We start from the raw sequence: 17,352 nt of genomic DNA, 5'->3' as shown, positions 1-17,352 counted from the left end.
GTCAAAAGCCTGCCGCCCAAAATCCCCGAAGAAGCCGGGAATTCACTGCGGCCAATTCGACGCAGTCCTGATCGGGAACGCGCCGGTCAGCGCGCCGGTTCCAATCGGTTGACGATGCCAAGCTCGTCGCTCTCGCGCACCTTCTTGAGTTGCTCCTCGGCTTGTGTCGCCTCGCGCTGCCGGTCCCACATGGCGGCATAAAGACCGTTCTGGGCCAGCAGTTCGGCATGGGCGCCGCGTTCGGCGATCTCGCCGCCCTTGAGCACGATGATCTCGTCGGCGCCGATTACCGTCGACAGGCGGTGGGCGATGATCAGCGTCGTACGGTTCTTCGAGACGACGTCGAGCGCCGTCTGGATTTCCCGCTCGGTGGTGGTGTCGAGCGCGGAGGTCGCCTCATCGAGGATGAGGATAGGCGGTGCCTTGAGAATGGTGCGGGCAATCGCCACGCGCTGCTTCTCGCCGCCAGACAGTTTCAGGCCACGCTCGCCGACCTTGGTCGAAAAACCCTCCGGCAGCGCCTCGATGAAGTGGCCGATCTGGGCGATTTCCGCCGCCTTGGTGACCTCCTGGTCGGAGGCGGCGGGGCGGCCGTAGCGGATGTTATAAGCGATGGTGTCGTTGAACAGCACCGTATCCTGCGGCACCATGCCGATCGCCTGGCGCAGGCTCTTTTGCGTGACGGTGCGGATATCCTGTCCGTCGATACGGATCGCGCCCTGCTGCACGTCGTAGAAACGATAGAGCAGCCGCGAAATCGTCGATTTGCCCGCCCCGGAAGGGCCGACGACAGCCACCGTCTTGCCGGCCGGCACCTCGAAGGAGATACCCTTGAGGATCGGCCGGTCGGGATCGTAATAAAAATGCACGTCCTCGAAGACGATGCCGCCGCGCTCGATCTTCAGTTCGGTGGCATCAGGCGCATCCTCGATTTCCGCCTCGACTTCCAGCAGTTCGAACATCTGCTCGATATCGGTCAGCCCCTGGCGGATTTCGCGGTAGACGAAGCCGATAAAGTTCAGGGGCGCAGCAAGCTGCAGCAGCATGGCGTTGACGAAGACGAAGTCGCCGATACTCTGCTCGCCACGCTGCACCGCCAGCCCCGACATCACCAACATCACCGCCGAGCCGATGCCGAAGATGACGCCCTGGCCGAAGTTCAGCCAGCCGAGGGAGGTCCAGACCTCGGTCGCCGATTTCTCGTAGCGCGCCATCGAGGCATCGAAGCGACGGGCTTCCATGTCCTCGTTGCCGAAATATTTGACGGTCTCGAAGTTGAGCAGGGAATCGATCGCCTTGGTGTTGGCGTCGGTGTCGCTGTCGTTCATCGCCCGGCGGATGGAGATGCGCCAGTCGCTGGCCCGCACCGTGAACCAGACATAGGCCCAGACGGTGACGGCGGTGACGAACAGATAGGAAAAGCCGTAGCCCCACCAGAAGATCGCTGCCGTCAGGATGAATTCGACGACGGTCGGCACGGAGTTCAGGATGGTGAAGCGGACGATGGTCTCGATGCCCTTGGTGCCGCGCTCGATGATGCGCGACAACCCGCCCGTCTTGCGCTCCAGATGGAAACGCAAGGAGAGCTGATGCATGTGGACGAAGGTGCGATAGGCGAGCTGGCGCACCGCATATTGGCCGACGCTGGCGAACATCGCATCGCGCAACTGATTGAGGCCGAGCTGGACCAGCCGCATGACGTTATAGGCGATGATCAGCGCCACAGCGCCAGCCAGCAACGCCGGCAGCACACCGGTGACATCAAGCTTGCCGTTCAGCGCATCCGTCGCCCATTTGAAGAAATAGGGCACCGACAGCAGCACGAACTTGGCGACCAGCAGCAGCACGGTCGCCCAGACGACCCGCGCTTTCAGATCCGGCCGCTCCGCCGGCCACATGTAAGGCCAGAGATTGACGAGCGTCCCGAACGGATTGCTGCTATCGGCGGAAATGGTTTTTTTCTGAGACGCCATCGCGTCCTCCGAACTCGTCTGACAAATTCTGTGCAGGAAAAAGCGCGGCCCGGACGGGCGCTGCCGAGACTGCCGCTGAAGCATTCTCGCTTTTCTCTGAATCGCGAAAATGCGTTTCACTCATTTTACGCATTTCCAGACGGAAAACCGCGACGCAACTTTCCTGGAAATGCTCTAGCCAGATAGGCCCTGCAGGTGCTCAAGACAATGGCCGCAAACGAACTTCGCGGCCATTGTGGTCATTCAATTGCGCAAGCGGGTGCTTACAGGCTGTCACCGTGCAGGCGCTTGCGGTGCAATTCTTCCGAATCCGGGCGGGCATCCTTCGGCAGGCCGAAAATCTGCCCGGGGCGGATGCGGTCGGGATTGTTGATCTGCTGGCGGTTGGCGAGATAGATCGTGGTGTAGCGCACGCCGGCGCCATACACGCGGCGCGAGATCTGCCACAACGTGTCGCCACGGCGGATGATCACCGACTCGTTGCTCTGCGTCAGCGGCGCCTGCGAGATGGTCACCGGTGCGCCCGCGGCTTCCGCGCCGGCATCGGCCTGCGCTTGTGCAGTCGGTTGCGGCGCCTGCGCCACGGCGGGCGAAGTCGCCTGCGGTGCCAGACGCAGCGTGTCGTCGATCAGCGCCGTCAGTATCTCCAGCGAGGCGCCGAAGGCCTTGGCGTCGCGCGGCAGGGCCTGCAACGCCGTCAATGCCTTGGCGGCGCTGGCGCTGGTCTTGGCGGCGATCTCCTTGAAGCCGGCGGTGCTGTCGGGGGCGGCCTGGAAATCGGAGAGCGATTTCAGCGCGATCTCCGTCGCTGAGCGGGCGGCGGCCAGCGCATCGCCGGCCGGAAGCTGACCGCCCGCGAAGAGATTGCGCAGCAGGCCGAGCGCCGTCGACAGGTCGCTGTGGAGCTTGCGGAAGGCCGGGTCGAGGCTGGCGGCGTCGATGCCGGCGGCATTGCCCGGCTGGGCAACGACCGAGACCTGGTTGCCGGCCGGACGTGTGAACGGTACCGAGGCGCGCACCGCCACCTTGCCGGCCGCGTCCAGCATGTCGACGCGGATCGTATGGTCGCCGACGTCGAGATCGATCATGCCCTCGATGACGAAATGGCCCTCGGCCGCTGCGGTCGCCTTGCCGATCGGCTTGTCGTCGGCATAGCCGGCGACATTGGCCTTGGAGGCGGCGATACCGGCCACGAAAATCTTGCTGCCCTCGATTTCGACGGCGGTGACGCGAAGCTGGGCATCGGCATTGTCGGCATTCGTCGGCTGCGGCGCGGCGGTGCCATTGGTGGAGACGGCTGGCGCGGTCGAAGCGAGATCGCCGGAAGCGGCGGGCAATTCGGGCGTCGCCGCGCCATTTGCGGGCGCTTGCGGCTTGGCGGCGACCTCGTCCGGTGCGGTGATGATGCGGCTCGCCTCGCCGGGCTTGGTGACCATGGCCAGCAATTCGCCGCTCTTGTCCTGCGGGATGGAAACGGTCGCCACTTCCTGGGAGATCACCGACTTGCCGTCCTTGGCGGTCGCCTTCAACACGAGTTGATGGTCGCCGGCCGGCAGCGGTGCATCGAGGATGGCGGCGAAATCGCCGCTGGCGCCGACATCGACGCTGCTGACGACCTTGTCGCCGCTTATGATCTCGATCTTGGAATTCGGCGCGGCGCGGCCGGCGATGACGGTTGAGCCATCGGGCTCGACGCGCAATACGTCGAAGGCGGGCATGGTCTCGTCCGAGGCTGCAGCGGCGCTCGGCCGGTCGGTCTTGGCCGAGGCGGCCGCATCGGCCGGAGCCGCGACCGGCTTGCCGGTCAGTGCGGATTCGATCTCGGCCAGCACCTTCAGTGCATCGGCCGGCGCGTCCGGCAGGGTCTTGAGCAGGTCGAGGCCCTTGCGGGCGCCGTCGCGGATCAGGTTCAGCGGCGCGGCGGCCGTGGTGTCGAGGCCTTGTGGCAAGGCGAAATCGGCAACCGCTTGCAGCGCGTCCACAGACTTGGCTTTCGCTTCCGAAACCGCCTTGGCATCGGGCGCGGTCGCAGCCGAGAACAGGGTCTTCAGCGTGCCGATCGCGGCAAGCGCGTCCTTCGAAAGACCGTTCAGCGTCCCGGTCAACTTGGCGGCATCGATGGCGGCAGGGGCGGCCGGCTCAGGCGGCTGTTGGGCGGCCGTTTCCGTCTGCGGGGCCGGCTTCGATGCCGTCTCCTTCGCCTTGTCGTCATTGCCGATGCGCGGCAGCACGAAAAACACCATCAGAAGGGTTGCCGCCACGACAACCAAGAGGGCCAGCAAGCCGGCACGCCTGTTTTTCATCTTACGTCTCCGGGCGGATGCTTCCGCCTAAACCCCTTGAAACCCCACCGGCCTGCCTCCTTGACGAAGTCAGTCCGCCTTACTATTCTTCGTCCCGCGCCGGCTGCGATTCCTGTCGTGTTGCGCAGCCGTCATGACGATCCTTGAAAAAGTGCTAACGATTTCCATGGTTGCGCACAAGCTTTCAGGCGTCGGCGGCGATGTTAAGCATCGATTTTTCCGCCATTTTTCTTGACGCAGCAGGTGCAGCATAGTCTTGTTGGGGCCATGAACGAAGAACTTGTCCCGATTCGATCCATCTGCGTCTATTGCGGCTCCCGCCCCGGGCTCGATCCGGCCCATATGGAGGCCGGGCGTGCGCTCGGCAAAGCCATCGCCGAAGCCGGCATGAGCCTGGTCTATGGCGGCGGCACCAAGGGCGTCATGGGTGCGGTCGCCAGCGGCGTGCTTGGCCATGGCGGCACGGTCACCGGCATCATCCCCGAATTTCTTGTCGATATGGAGGCGACGCGCCAGTCGCTCGGCCAGCTCGACGAGTTGATCGTCACCGAAGACATGCACCAGCGCAAGCACAAGATGTTCGAGCGCTCGGATGCCTTCGTGGCGCTGCCCGGCGGCATCGGCACGCTGGAGGAGATCGTCGAGATCATGACCTGGGCGCAGCTCGGCCGGCATCGCAAGCCGATGGTGTTCGCCAACATCAAGGGTTTCTGGAACCCGATGATCGACCTGCTGCAGCACATGCGCGAGCAGGGTTTCATCCACACCTCGCATCTGGTCCAGCCGATGCTGATCGACCGTGTCGAGGACATTATCCCCGCCATCCGCAAGCACGCCGTTGCCGGAGCGCAGCGCGACGGCGAGGATGAGGTGATTGCGAAGATGTAACGAAAGGGCCGGTTCGGCCCTTATTTCCTGCGGCTCGCCGCCAGCATCGACACGGAATAGACCACCAGCGCCAGCCAGATCAGCGGGAAGGCGATCATCTTGGCGGTTCCGAACGGCTCGTCGAAGATGAAGACGGCGATCAGGAAAATCATCGTCGGCGCAATATACTGCATGATGCCGATGGTGGAGAGGCGCAGGAGCTTGGCGCCGTTGGCATAGATGATCAGGGGAACGGCAGTGATGACGCCGGCGCTGAGCAGCAGCACGGCATCCTGCGTCGTGCCATTCAGCAGGTGCCCCTGTCCGGTCGCTTCAAGATAGACAATATAGGCAAGGGCCGGCAGGGCGAGGAGCAGCACTTCGAGGAAGAAGCCCTGGTTGGGGCCGATCGGCAGGGTCTTGCGGAAGAAGGCGTAGAACCCCCAGGTCAGCGTCAGCATCAGCGACACCCAGGGCAGCGAGCCCGACTCGACCGTCAGGACGACAACGCCGAGCGCGGCCAGCCCGATTGCCGCCTTCTGCCCGAGGCTCAGCTTCTCGCGCAGCAGCACCGCGCCGAGCAGGATGGAAAACAGCGGATTGATGAAATAGCCCAGCGCGGTGTCCAGCGTTCGCCCGACGCCGATCGCCCAGACATAGATGCCCCAGTTGACGGTGATCAGCGCCGCAGTCAGCGTCGCCATGGCCATCATGCGCGGTGTGCGCAGCGCCATCTTGACGTCGCCGGTGCGCCCCAGCGCCACCAGCACGGCGCCGGCGACCGGCACCGACCAGACGATGCGATGGGCGATGACTTCGGCCGGCGGGATATGCGCCACCGCCTTCATGTAGAAAGGCAGGAACCCCCACAGGACATAAGCCGCAAGCGCGAAGGCGAAGCCTCTCGCGCTGTCGACGTTTTCGCGCACAGGCGCCGATTCGACTGACATTGATGTTGCGTCCCGGACATCGGAGCCGTCCCTTACGGGGAAGCGGCTCCATTCTCGTTTCGGCGGCCCGGGCGAAAATTTGCGCCGGCTGCTCATTTCATGGCCCCCGGATTACCGCAAGGGCGATGAATGCACCAATTCATTTCGGTGAAGAATAGAGCACAACCCGACCGGCGTGAAACGAGGATCGACAAGGCTATGCTTCAAACAAAAGAGCTTAGAGCGCCGATCTGATTCGATCAGATCGAACGGCGCTCCAAAGCCGGCGGCTATTCGGCGGCGATACGGCCGGCGAGGTGGCGGTTCTTCATCAGCTTGTAGATCACCGAATCCATCAAAGCCTGGAAGGAGGCGTCGATGATGTTTTCCGAGACGCCGACCGTCCACCAGCGCACGCCGTCGCTGTCGGTGGATTCGATCAGCACGCGGGTGATGGCCTCGGTGCCGCCATTGAGGATGCGCACCTTGAAGTCGGCGAGTTCAAGGTCGTCGATCTCATGCTGATACTTGCCGAAATCCTTGCGCAACGCAAGGTCGAGTGCGTTGACCGGACCGTCGCCCTCGGCGACCGACATCAGCATCTCGCCATCGACGGAAATGCGCACCACGGCTTCGGAAACGGTCTTGACCCGCCCATTGCTGTCGAAGCGGCGCTCGACCATGACCCGAAAGCCGTCGACGGTGAAGAATTCCGGGATAGTGCCCAGCGTGCGGCGCGCCAGAAGCTCGAAGCTGGCGTCGGCGCCCTCATAGGCATAGCCGGAGGCTTCGCGCTCCTTGACAATGGAGATCAGCTGGTCAAGGCGCGGATCGTCCTTGGCCACGGTGATGCCGCGCCGTTTCAGCTCGTTGATGAAATTCGCCTTGCCGCCCTGGTCGGAGACCATGACCTTGCGGAAATTGCCGACGCTTTCGGGGGGCACATGCTCGTAGGTGCGCGGATCCTTGAGCAGCGCCGAGGCATGGATGCCGGCTTTGGTGGCGAAGGCGGAGGCGCCGACATAGGGCATCTGGTGGTCCGGCGAGCGGTTCAGCAACTCGTCGAAGGCATGCGAGAGGCGTGTCAGCTCCGTCAGCTTCTCGGGGCCGACGGCGGTCTCGAAACGGCTGTTATAGGTGTCCTTGAGCGCCAGCGTCGGGATCAGCGTGACGAGGTTGGCATTGCCGCAGCGCTCGCCGATACCGTTCAGCGTGCCCTGGATCTGGCGCACGCCGGCCTCGACGGCGGCCAGCGAATTGGCGACCGCCTGTCCCGTGTCGTTATGGGCATGAATGCCGAGGTGACCGCCCGGCACGCCGGCGGCGATGACCGCTGCGACGATGTCGCGTATTTCGGCCGGCTGCGTACCGCCATTGGTGTCGCAAAGCACGATCCAGCGCGCGCCGGCCTCATAGGCTGTTCGGGCGCAGGCGAGCGCGTAATCCGGATTGGCCTTGTAACCGTCGAAAAAATGCTCGCAGTCGATCATCGGCTGTTTGCCTGCCGCGCGCGTGGCGAGCACGCTGTCGCGGATACAGTCGAGGTTCTCCTCGTTCGAACAGCCGAGCGCCACCTTCACATGGTAATCCCAGCTCTTGGCGACGAAACAGATGGCGTCGCTTTTCGCCTGCAAGAGCGCAGCCAGTCCCGGATCGTTGGAGGCGGAGATGCCGGCGCGCTTGGTCATGCCGAAGGCGACGAAGGCCGCCTTCTTCGTGCGCTTGGCGGAGAAGAAGGTCGAATCGGTCGGATTGGCGCCGGGATAGCCGCCCTCGACGTAATCGAGGCCAAACTCGTCCAGCATCGCGGCAATGGCGATCTTGTCCTCGAGCGAAAAGTCGATGCCGGGCGTCTGTTGCCCGTCGCGCAGCGTCGTGTCGAAGAGGTAGATTTTTTCGCGTTTCATTGCCGTGTTCCGTCGCTTTCGTTCGGAAGAGATGCCGTTATGCCTTGCCGGCGAACTTGTCCGTCGCATAGAGCAACCGGTCGAGAATGCCGGGCTCGGAATAGGCGTGCCCTGCGCCTTCGACCAGATAGAATTCCGCCTCCGGCCAGTTCTTGTGCAACTGCCAGGCATATTTCGCCGGGCAAGGCATGTCGTAGCGGCCGTGGACGATGACGCCGGGAATGCCGGTCAGCTTGTGCGCATCACGCAGCAACTGCCCGTCTTCCATCCAGCCGGCATTGACGAAGAAATGGTTCTCGATGCGGGCGAAAGCATGGGCGAACGCATCGCCGCCGAACGGCCCGGACGTGGAGATTTCCGGCAGCAGCGTGATCGTCTCGCCTTCCCAGAGGCTCCAGGCCCTGGCGGCGGTCATCCGCACCTGCTTGTCCTCGTGCGTCAGGCGGCGGTGATAGGCGAGCATCATCTCGTGGCGCTCCTCGGGCGGGATCGGCGCGAGGAAACGCTCCCACTTGTCCGGGAACATTTCCGAGACGCCAAACTGGTAGTACCAGTCGAGCTCCGCTTTGGTCAGCGTGTAGATGCCGCGCACGACCAGTTCGGAGACACGGCCCGGATGGGTCTCGGCATAGGCAAGCGCCAGCGTCGAGCCCCAGGACCCGCCGAAGACCAGCCATTTCTCGACGCCAGCCATCTCGCGAAGCCGTTCTATATCGGCGACGAGGTGCCAGGTTGTATTGGCGTTGAGATCGGCGTTCGGCACGGATTTGCCGCAGCCGCGCTGATCGAACAGCACGACGTCATAGCGCGCCGGATCGAACAGGCGGCGATGGCTGGGGGAAAAGCCGCCGCCCGGCCCGCCATGCAGGAAGACGGCCGGCTTCGCACCCGGCGTACCGACCCGCTCCCAATAGATGCTGTGGCCGTCGCCGACGTCGAGATGGCCGGATGCATAGGGCTCGATTTCGGGATAGAGCGTGCGCAATGTCATGAAGGTTTTTCCAGGGGCGGCCAGACGTCGGTGTCGTGGTCGGGATGTTGATAGGAGACGACATCGTTGAGATAAGGCGCGGCGTCCGCGTCCTCCAGCGTGTCGTGGCCGGGCAGGGTGTATAGCCGGTCGACGAAATCGATCTTGTTTTCGATGCCGAACTGGACATGCGGCGGCAGGCCGGCCGGATCGTCGAAGGCGCCGGCGGCGAGCGCGATGCCATCGGGGGCCTCGAAGGTCAGCGGCGTGCCGCAATCGACGCAGAAGCCGCGCGTGGCGTAGTTGGAGGATCGGAAGGTTTTCGGCCTTCCGCGTGTCCAGCTCAGGTTCGCGCCACGCGTCGAGACCAGCGGCGCATAATAGGCGCCGAAGGCCTTCTGGCACATGCGACAGTGACAGATCGAGCTGTCATGCAGGTCGCCGTCCACCCGGAAGCGGACGGCGCCGCACTGGCACCCTCCGGTGTGGATGGTCATGGATGCGCTCCCCCGGCCTCGCCATGATAGACAGCCTCGATGTTGTTGCCGTCCGGATCGAAGACGAAAGCGCCGTAATAATTCGGATGGTAGTGCGGGCGCAGGCCCGGCTTGCCGTTGTCGCGGCCGCCGGCGGCCATTGCTGCTTCATAGAAGGCGTCGACTTCGGCGCGGCTGCGGGCGGTGAAGGCGACGTGCAGGTGATTTGCCGGCGGCTTGCCTTCCGTGATCCAATAGGAGGGTTTGCCGTCGCGGCCGAAGCCACCGACCTTGACGCCACCAGTATATTCCGACGGCACCATATAGGTGAGCGATGCGCCGATCGGCGCCAGCGCCGCATCGTAGAAGGCCTTGGCGCGGTCGAAATCGGCGACCGTGATGCCCATGTGATCGATCATTGTATCGTCCTTCCCGAGTCTCGTTTAACGCTTGATGTCCCAGCTGGTGATGCGCTCGCCGGTATCCTTGTCCTTACCGTCCTTGAGCTGGATGCCCTGGGCGGCCAGCTCGTCGCGAATGCGGTCGGCCTCGGCGAAATTCTTCGCCTTCAGCAGGTCGAGGCGCACTTTGACCTTGGCGTCGATGTCGGCGGCCACCGCCTCGTCCAGTTCGGCGGCCTGCGGCAGCACGCCGAGCAAGGCGGCGCTGGCGGCAAACGCCGCGCTGGCCTGCGGGTCGCCATGGGCGGCCTGGGCCAGCGCATGCAGCGCCTGTACGGCGGCGACGGTGTTGAGATCGTCGGTGAGCGCTGCGAGGATCGCGGCATCGGGTTCGGCATCGCCGGGCTCCACGACCGGCCACTTGGAAAGCAGCCGCTCAGCCTCTTCCAGTCGCTTGACCGAAAAGTCGATCGGCTCGCGATAATGGGTCATCAGCATGGCAAGCCGCAGCACGTCGCCCGGCCACTGACGGCCACCGAATTTTTCGCTGGCGAGCAATTCGTTGATGGTGACGAAATTGCCTTCCGACTTCGACATCTTGCGGCCTTCGACCTGCACGAAGCCGTTATGCATCCAGACATTGGCCATGACCTTTGTGCCATGGGCGCAGCGCGATTGTGCGATTTCGTTCTCATGATGCGGAAAGATCAGGTCCAGCCCGCCGCCATGGATATCGAAGACCTCGCCGAGATAGCGCCCGCTCATCGCCGAGCATTCGATATGCCAGCCGGGGCGGCCGCGTCCCCAGGGGCTCTCCCAGCCGGGTTCGCTCTCGCTCGAAAGCTTCCATAGCACGAAATCGCCGGAGTTCTTCTTGTGGGCATCGACGGCGATGCGCGCGCCCGCCTGTTGCTCGTCCAGCGGCCGCTTGGAAAGCTGGCCGTAATCGGCCATCGAGCGGGTGTCGAACAGCACTTCGCCTTCGGCCACATAGGCATGGCCGCGCGCAATCAGCGTCTCGATGAGGGTAATCATCTGCGGAATGTTGTCAGTGGCGCGCGGCTCGACGTTCGGCGGCAGGCAGCCGAGAGCCGCGACATCCTCATGGAACTGTCGCTCGGTCTTCTCGGTGACGGCGCGGATGGCGTCGTTCAGCGGCAGATGCGGGAAATCGCGAAGCGCGCGCGCATTGATCTTGTCGTCGACGTCGGTGATGTTGCGCACATACATGACGTGATCGGCGCCGTAGACATGGCGCAGAAGCCGGTAGAGCACGTCGAAGACGATGACCGGGCGCGCATTGCCGATATGGGCGAAATCATAGACCGTCGGGCCGCAGACATACAGGCGGACATTATCCGGGTCGATCGGCCGGAATTCAGCCTTGTCGCGCGTCAGCGTGTTGTAAAGCCTGAGCGTCACGCCCATCGAAGTCTCCCATATGCCAAACCTCCGGCTGGACCGGGTCGTCTGTCTGCTCGGGAAGCTCTTCAAGGAGACGAAAACGGCCAGGCCAGCGAAGACGCTAGCGAATAATAATCCAGCAGATGCGAATTGCCGTTTTCATGGGCCACGTTATGCCGCGTGGCGCGCGAGCGGTCAAGGGCGGTCGTGCCGCCCTCTCTCCTTATTCCGGCATCCGGTAGTCGACGATCTTCTTCTCGCGCACGAGGAAAAGCTTGCCGGTCTCGGTCTGCTCGGGGCCGACGAGCGGCAGAAGCGCCTCGGCGACCTCGGACGGATGCGGCACGGTCATCGGATCTTCGCCGGGAATGGCCTGGGCGCGCATGGCGGTGCGGGTGCCGCCGGGATCGACGGAAAGGATGCGCAACGGCGTGCGCTGCGTCTCGCCGGCCCAGGTGCGGGCCAACGCCTCGACCGCGGCCTTGGAGGCGGAGTAGGGGCCCCAGAAGGGCTTGCATTTGTGAGCAGCGCTGGAGGAGAGGATCAGCGCCCGGCCGGCATCGGATTTCAGCAACAACGGCTCGACCGAACGGATCAGCCGCCAGGTGGCGGTGACGTTGACGGTCATCACCTTCTCGAACACCTTGGCCTCGACATGGCCGATCGGCGAGATGGTGCCGAGTACGCCGGCATTGGCGACGAGTATGTCGAGCTTGCCCCAGCGCTCGAAGATCGAGCCGCCGAGCTTGTCGATGGCGCCCATGTCGGCGAGATCGAAGGGCACCAGCGTGGCGCTGCCGCCGGCTGCCTGGATGGCGTCGTCAAGCTCTTCGAGGCCGCCGACCGTGCGGGCGCAGGCAATCACATGCGCCCCCGCCTTGGCGAGCGCGAGCGCCGTGAAATAGCCGATGCCGCGCGAAGCGCCGGTGACCAGCGCCAGCCGGCCGTTGAGGTTGACAGTCATCGTTCCTCCGGAATGCGTATGTAGGAAACCGCGCGATCAGGCGCTGGTCGAGAGCATGGAGACCTTGCGGCCCGGCATTTCGCCGTTCTTGTCGAGAAGTCGCGTCGGATAGTCGCCGGTGAAATAATGGTCGGTGAACTGTGGCTTGTCGGGATTGCGCATCTCGCCGCCCACGGCCTGATAGAGCCCATCGATGGATAGGAACTGCAGCGAATCGGCGCCGATATATTTCGCCATCGCATCGATATCGGCATATTGGTTGGCGAGCAGCTTGTCGGCGTCCGGCGTGTCGATGCCGTAGAAATCGGGGAAGAAGATCATCGGGCTGGCGACGCGGATATGCACTTCCGTGGCGCCCGCCTCGCGGATCATCTGCACGATCTTCACCGAGGTGGTGCCGCGCACGATGGAATCGTCGACCAGCACCACGCGCTTGCCCTCGATCATCGCCCGGTTGGCCGAATGCTTCAGCTTGACGCCGAAGGCGCGGATCTGCTGCGTCGGCTCGATGAAGGTGCGGCCGACATAATGGTTGCGGATGATGCCGTATTCGAAGGGAATGCCGCTCTGCTGGGCAAAGCCAAGCGCGGCCGGCGTACCGCCATCCGGCACCGGCACCACGACGTCGGCTTCGACCGGGGCTTCCCTGGCGAGGTTCATGCCCATGTTCTTGCGCGCCACATAGACGCTGCGGCCGCCGATGACCGAGTCGGGACGGGCGAAATAGACATATTCGAACAGGCAGAGGCGTTCGGCGGGCGGATTGACGGGCTTGCGCGCATCGATCTTGATGCTGCCGTCCTCCTGGATTTCGCAGATGATGACTTCGCCGTTCTCGACGTCGCGCACGAATTTCGCGCCGATGATGTCGAGCGCGCAGGTCTCGGAGCAGAAGATCGGCTTGCCGTCGAGTTCGCCCATGACCAGCGGGCGGATGCCCGTGGGATCGCGGGCGGCGATCAGCTTGGTGCGGGTCATCGCCACCATGGCATAGCCGCCTTCCATCTGCCGGATGGCATCGATGAAGCGATCGACGGCCGAAGTGTGGCGCGAGCGGGCGATGAGATGCAGCACGACTTCGGTATCCGAGGTCGACTGACAGATGGCGCCGGTGGCGATGATCTGGCGGCGCAGCGTCAAGCCGTTGGTGAAATTGCCGTTATGGGCGATGGCGATGCCGCCGACTTCCAGTTCGGCAAACAGCGGCTGGACGTTGCGCAGCGCGACTTCCCCGGTCGTCGAATAACGCGTATGGCCGATGGAGACGTTGCCCGGCAGCTTGGCGAGGATCGCCGGATCGGTGTAGTGGTCGCCGACCAGGCCCATGCGCTTTTCGGTGTGGAACTGCTTGCCGTCGAAGGAGACGATGCCCGCCGCTTCCTGGCCGCGATGCTGGAGCGCATGCAGGCCGAGCGCCGTCAGCGTCGCCGCATCCGGATGTCCGAGAATGCCGAACACGCCGCATTCCTCATGAAGGGTGTCACCATCGATGACATCGTCGATATGGCTCGAATGCGTCATTGCCGTGGCCTTTGCTCTCTACGGAACGGTTAAGCGGTCGCTCAAATGCCGAACGCCCCGCGGCGCTTTTTCAAGCTGCGGCGGAGCGAGGTTGCGATGCCATAAATGGCCTCGGGCATCAAGTGTTTCAAGGCGAAAACGGTCCGTCAACCGTTCGTCGCCGGGGCCTCTTCTTCGGGGGCAGGTTCGTTGGTATTGGCCGGATCGGCGGCATTGCCGTTGGCCGGGGCTTCCTTGCCGAGGATGCGGGCGCGCATCTGCGGCTCGATGTCGTCGGGCAGTACGGCTTCCAGCTTCAGCACCATGGCGTCGAGGAAGGGCTTGGACTTGGCGTTGTTGATCCAGTCCGGGCGGTGGTTGGCGTCGACCAGCCAGTTCCAGAAGGCGACGGCGACGACCAGCAGCAGCAGTCCGCGCGCGGCGCCGAACAGGAAGCCGAGCGTGCGGTCGAGCGCGCCGACGCGGCTGTCGATGATGAAATCGGCGATCCGCATGGTGATGAAGGAGATGACGATCAGCGCCACGACGAAGATGACGGCGGCGGAGCCGGCGATGGCGATGCGCTTGTCGTCGGTGTATTTCAGCGCATAGGGCACCAGCATGCCATAGAAATAATAGGCCGCAGCGGCTGCGCCGCCCCAGCTTGCGATCGACAGGACCTCGCGCGAGAAACCGCGCACCATGGCCAGCACGGCCGAGAAGAGGGTCACGCCGATGACAACGCCGTCAAAAATCGTAATGGGCATATTTTTTAAACTCCATCGCGGTCCGACGGCCCTGCCGCTTCCCCGCCGGTCTCGTTCGACGCCTGCTATAGAGCATTTTCAGCAAAAGTGCGAAGCGGTTTTCCGTTCGAAAATGCGACAAACGATATCCGGCATTTTTACGAAAAGTGCGAAGCGGTTTCCGTCCTGAATCATTCCGAAAGGATCAGGCATCCTCCTCGACCGGTTTCAGTGCATTTTTCGATCCGGCGATGCGGGCGACAAGATCGGCCAGCGCCTCGACCTCATGCCAGCGCCCGCCCGAAGCCTTTGGCAAATCGGACGAGCCGGAGGGCAGGACGGCCGAGGCGAAGCCCAACTTATCCGCTTCCTTCAGCCGGTGGGCGGTCTGCGAGACGGCGCGCACCGCCCCCGACAGGCTGATTTCGCCGAAATAGACGCAATCGGCCGGCAAAGCGAGGCCGGCAAGCGACGAGACGAGCGCTGCCGCCACCGCCAGGTCGGCGGCCGGCTCGCTGATGCGATAGCCGCCGGCGACGTTGAGATAGACGTCATGCTGGCCGAGCCGCACGCCGCAATGGGCCTCCAGCACCGCGAGAATCATCGACAATCGCGCCGAATCCCAGCCGATCACCGCGCGGCGCGGCGTGCCGAGCGAGGTGGCGGCGACGAGCGCCTGCACCTCGACCAGAACCGGACGCGTGCCCTCCATGCCGGCGAAGACGGCGGCGCCCGGCGCCTTTGCATTGCGCTCGCCGAGGAAGAGTTCGGAGGGATTGGCGACCTCGCGCAGGCCCTTGTCGGACATTTCGAAGACGCCGATTTCGTCCGTAGGGCCGAATCGATTCTTCACCGTGCGCAGGATGCGGTAGTGATGGCCGCGATCGCCCTCGAAGTAGAGCACGGCGTCGACCATGTGCTCGACGACGCGCGGGCCGGCGATCTGGCCTTCCTTGGTGACATGGCCGACCAGCACCATGGCGGCGCCCGTCTGCTTGGCGAAGCGGATCATCGCCTGCACGCCGGTGCGCACCTGCGCCACCGTGCCCGGCGCCGATTCGACGATGTCGCTCCACAGCGTCTGGATCGAATCGATGATGACCAGATCGGGCCGCTTGCCCTCGCTCAGCGTCGCGAGGATATCCTCGACATTGGTCTCGGCCGCCAGCAGCACCTCGGTCTCGGCCGCATCGAGGCGCTGGGCGCGCAGGCGCACCTGCGCCACCGCTTCTTCGCCGGAGACATAGACGATTCGATGCTTGTTGCGCGACAGGGCGGCTGCGGCCTGCATCAACAGCGTCGATTTGCCGATTCCGGGATCACCGCCGATCAGCACCGCCGAGCCGCGCACGAAGCCGCCGCCCAAGGCACGGTCGAGTTCGGCAATGTGGGTGTGGATGCGCGGCGCCTGCTCGCTTTCGCCGGAGAGATTGTAGAGCGCCACCGGCCGACCCTTCTTCGGCGTCTTGCCCGGCCCGCCGCCGATGCCGCCCATCGGGTCTTCTTCGACAATGGTGTTCCATTCGCCGCAGCCTTCGCACTTGCCGGCCCAGCGATTATGGACTGCGCCGCAGTTCTGGCAGATGAACTGGGTCTTGGATTTTGCCATCGGATAGTCTCGTTACTGCTGCGGTTTGATCACTTTTTGTTCTCATCTACCATAACCACCGCAGCGTTCCAAGCCTCAACTGTCGTCGTCGAGATAACGCCGCTCATAGCGCAGGCCGAGGCCGGTCAGCAGTTCGTAACCGATGGTGCCGCCGGCGCGGGCGACGTCGTCGAGCGGGATGTTGTCTCCGAAGAGTTCGACGTAATCTCCGGCGTGGATTTCGTTTTCGGGAATATCGGTGACGTCGAAGATGGTCATGTCCATGGTGATGCGGCCGATGACCGGCACCTTGCGCCCGGCGACATACCCAAAGGCGCCGTCGCGCACCACGTGACGCAGGGGAAGTCCGGAACCGGAGAGCGAGCGCAGGTAGCCGTCGGCATAACCGGCGGAGACGATGGCGAGGCGGCTTTCGCGCGAAAGCTGGTAGGTGCCGCCATAGCTGACGGTTTCGCCCTGGCGGGCATTGCGGATCTGGATGATGCGCGCCTCGGCTTTGACGACGGGGCGCATCGGGTTGGCGACGCCGTTGACCGCTTCGCCGCCATAGAGGGCGACGCCGGGGCGGGTGAGGTCGAAATGATAATCCGGCCCGAGGAAGATGCCGGCCGAGGCGGAGAGGCTTGATTCGATGCCTTCGAAAGCGGCGGCAACCCTGCGGAAAGATTCGAGTTGCTGGCGGTTGAGCAGCGAGGCGGGATTGTCGCCGCTATGCAGATGCGACATCACCAGCACCGGCGAGAAGCTCGCCGGCCGCGAGGTGTCGTCGGCAAGCGCCAGCGCATCCTCCAGCGGCACGCCGAGGCGGTTGAAGCCGGTGTCCACATGCAGTGCGTAGGGATAGTCGCCATGTTCGGCGAGCACACCCATCCAGAAAGCGAGCTGTTCTTCCGAGGCGATGACCGGCACGAGGTCGTTTTCGAAGAAGATCGGCTCGCGCCCGGCCCAGATGCCGGAGAGCACGAAGATGCGGGCCTCCGGCGCAAAGCTGCGCAGCGTCGCGCCTTCTTCGGCGGCGGCGACGAAGAAATCGCGAACGCCCGCCTCATAGAGGGTAATCCCGACATCCTCGATGCCGAGCCCGTAGGCATCGGCCTTGACGACGGCTCCGGCCCGGGCATTGCCGGAGCGTTTGGCCATGGCGCGCCAGTTCTCGGCGATGGCGCCGAGATCGACGGTCAGGCGCAGCGGCGCCACGTCGAAGGGATCGGTTTCATTGAAATCGTGTGTCGTCATGAGCCTGCCTGCCATTCGCCTTTTCGGAGAGGTATCACGTTTTGCGTGGGGATAAACCCGTCACTTT

The 17,352-nt window shown here is 63.9% G+C and carries 14 protein-coding genes and 1 pseudogene; 2 read left to right on the top strand and 13 right to left on the bottom strand.

The annotated features are described in order from the left end of the window. Positions 1-86: 86 nt before the first annotated feature. On the bottom strand, positions 87-1,973 hold the full coding sequence (locus P7F60_RS12945; RefSeq protein ID WP_277918132.1) for an ABC transporter ATP-binding protein/permease: 1,887 nt from the start codon (positions 1,971-1,973) through the stop codon (positions 87-89). 263 nt (positions 1,974-2,236) lie between these two features. Continuing rightward, entirely contained in the window at positions 2,237-4,276 is a 2,040-nt protein-coding gene (locus tag P7F60_RS12940; protein ID WP_277918131.1) for a LysM peptidoglycan-binding domain-containing protein, read from the bottom strand. A 267-nt stretch (positions 4,277-4,543) separates the two neighbouring features. On the opposite strand from P7F60_RS12940, the gene P7F60_RS12935 reads away from it, so the two are divergent. Continuing rightward, positions 4,544-5,164: a TIGR00730 family Rossman fold protein gene (locus P7F60_RS12935; protein WP_277918130.1), complete on the top strand. Its 621-nt coding sequence runs from the start codon at positions 4,544-4,546 to the stop codon at positions 5,162-5,164. A 20-nt stretch (positions 5,165-5,184) separates the two neighbouring features. Here the strand turns inward: P7F60_RS12935 and rarD are convergent, their stop codons facing one another. Beyond that, a complete protein-coding gene (gene rarD / locus P7F60_RS12930; protein ID WP_277918129.1) occupies positions 5,185-6,093 on the bottom strand; it encodes an EamA family transporter RarD in 909 nt (302 codons plus the stop codon). Positions 6,094-6,247: 154 nt separating this feature from the next. On the opposite strand from rarD, the pseudogene P7F60_RS12925 reads away from it, so the two are divergent. Next, a pseudogene (locus P7F60_RS12925) lies at positions 6,248-6,337 on the top strand (invasion associated locus B family protein); the annotation flags it as partial. Positions 6,338-6,362: 25 nt separating this feature from the next. On the opposite strand, the gene cimA reads toward P7F60_RS12925, so the two are convergent. The 10 genes from cimA to alr all read right to left on the bottom strand — a co-directional run bounded on the left by cimA (position 6,363) and on the right by alr (position 17,285). Next, a complete protein-coding gene (cimA, locus tag P7F60_RS12920; protein WP_277918128.1) occupies positions 6,363-7,979 on the bottom strand; it encodes a citramalate synthase in 1,617 nt (538 codons plus the stop codon). A gap of 37 nt (positions 7,980-8,016) precedes the next feature. Next, on the bottom strand, positions 8,017-8,970 hold the full coding sequence (gene pip / locus P7F60_RS12915; protein WP_277918127.1) for a prolyl aminopeptidase: 954 nt from the start codon (positions 8,968-8,970) through the stop codon (positions 8,017-8,019). Then, complete coding sequence (locus P7F60_RS12910) at positions 8,967-9,446, bottom strand: GFA family protein (protein ID WP_277918126.1); 480 nt, start codon at positions 9,444-9,446, stop codon at positions 8,967-8,969. The genes pip and P7F60_RS12910 overlap by 4 nt, the downstream gene beginning before the upstream one ends. Continuing rightward, entirely contained in the window at positions 9,443-9,844 is a 402-nt protein-coding gene (locus P7F60_RS12905) for a VOC family protein (RefSeq protein WP_277918125.1), read from the bottom strand. Before P7F60_RS12905 ends, P7F60_RS12910 begins: the two co-directional genes overlap by 4 nt. A gap of 24 nt (positions 9,845-9,868) precedes the next feature. After that, positions 9,869-11,254: a cysteine--tRNA ligase gene (gene cysS / locus P7F60_RS12900; protein ID WP_277918124.1), complete on the bottom strand. Its 1,386-nt coding sequence runs from the start codon at positions 11,252-11,254 to the stop codon at positions 9,869-9,871. Between the two features lie 199 nt (positions 11,255-11,453). Continuing rightward, complete coding sequence (locus P7F60_RS12895; RefSeq protein ID WP_277918123.1) at positions 11,454-12,194, bottom strand: SDR family NAD(P)-dependent oxidoreductase; 741 nt, start codon at positions 12,192-12,194, stop codon at positions 11,454-11,456. A 36-nt stretch (positions 12,195-12,230) separates the two neighbouring features. After that, the gene (purF, locus tag P7F60_RS12890; protein ID WP_277918122.1) at positions 12,231-13,715 is read right to left on the bottom strand and encodes an amidophosphoribosyltransferase; all 1,485 of its coding nucleotides are present in this window, start codon (positions 13,713-13,715) and stop codon (positions 12,231-12,233) included. A gap of 146 nt (positions 13,716-13,861) precedes the next feature. After that, positions 13,862-14,461 carry a CvpA family protein gene (locus P7F60_RS12885; protein ID WP_277918121.1) on the bottom strand — a complete coding sequence of 200 codons (600 nt, stop codon included), beginning with the start codon at positions 14,459-14,461 and terminating at the stop codon, positions 13,862-13,864. Positions 14,462-14,645: 184 nt separating this feature from the next. Continuing rightward, positions 14,646-16,049, bottom strand: a complete 1,404-nt coding sequence (radA, locus tag P7F60_RS12880) for a DNA repair protein RadA (protein WP_277918120.1) — start codon at positions 16,047-16,049, stop codon at positions 14,646-14,648. Positions 16,050-16,124: 75 nt separating this feature from the next. After that, complete coding sequence (gene alr / locus P7F60_RS12875) at positions 16,125-17,285, bottom strand: alanine racemase (RefSeq protein WP_277918119.1); 1,161 nt, start codon at positions 17,283-17,285, stop codon at positions 16,125-16,127. Positions 17,286-17,352 lie beyond the last annotated feature (67 nt).

Origin of the sequence: Rhizobium sp. YJ-22 (genome assembly GCF_029601685.1) — a bacterium.
In the GTDB taxonomy this organism is placed as follows: Bacteria; Pseudomonadota; Alphaproteobacteria; order Rhizobiales; family Rhizobiaceae; genus Metarhizobium.
This window is presented reverse-complemented; position numbering and strand designations above follow the sequence as displayed.

What these genes read in the sequence shown, in the direction of transcription:
- P7F60_RS12945 (WP_277918132.1), bottom strand. Translation starts at nt 1,973, where the DNA reads ATGGCGTCTCAGAAAAAAACCATTTCCGCCGATAGCAGCAATCCGTTC.
- P7F60_RS12940 (WP_277918131.1), bottom strand. Translation starts at nt 4,276, where the DNA reads ATGAAAAACAGGCGTGCCGGCTTGCTGGCCCTCTTGGTTGTCGTGGCG.
- P7F60_RS12935 (WP_277918130.1), top strand. Translation starts at nt 4,544, where the DNA reads ATGAACGAAGAACTTGTCCCGATTCGATCCATCTGCGTCTATTGCGGC.
- rarD (WP_277918129.1), bottom strand. Translation starts at nt 6,093, where the DNA reads ATGTCAGTCGAATCGGCGCCTGTGCGCGAAAACGTCGACAGCGCGAGA.
- cimA (WP_277918128.1), bottom strand. Translation starts at nt 7,979, where the DNA reads ATGAAACGCGAAAAAATCTACCTCTTCGACACGACGCTGCGCGACGGG.
- pip (WP_277918127.1), bottom strand. Translation starts at nt 8,970, where the DNA reads ATGACATTGCGCACGCTCTATCCCGAAATCGAGCCCTATGCATCCGGC.
- P7F60_RS12910 (WP_277918126.1), bottom strand. Translation starts at nt 9,446, where the DNA reads ATGACCATCCACACCGGAGGGTGCCAGTGCGGCGCCGTCCGCTTCCGG.
- P7F60_RS12905 (WP_277918125.1), bottom strand. Translation starts at nt 9,844, where the DNA reads ATGATCGATCACATGGGCATCACGGTCGCCGATTTCGACCGCGCCAAG.
- cysS (WP_277918124.1), bottom strand. Translation starts at nt 11,254, where the DNA reads ATGGGCGTGACGCTCAGGCTTTACAACACGCTGACGCGCGACAAGGCT.
- P7F60_RS12895 (WP_277918123.1), bottom strand. Translation starts at nt 12,194, where the DNA reads ATGACTGTCAACCTCAACGGCCGGCTGGCGCTGGTCACCGGCGCTTCG.
- purF (WP_277918122.1), bottom strand. Translation starts at nt 13,715, where the DNA reads ATGACGCATTCGAGCCATATCGACGATGTCATCGATGGTGACACCCTT.
- P7F60_RS12885 (WP_277918121.1), bottom strand. Translation starts at nt 14,461, where the DNA reads ATGCCCATTACGATTTTTGACGGCGTTGTCATCGGCGTGACCCTCTTC.
- radA (WP_277918120.1), bottom strand. Translation starts at nt 16,049, where the DNA reads ATGGCAAAATCCAAGACCCAGTTCATCTGCCAGAACTGCGGCGCAGTC.
- alr (WP_277918119.1), bottom strand. Translation starts at nt 17,285, where the DNA reads ATGACGACACACGATTTCAATGAAACCGATCCCTTCGACGTGGCGCCG.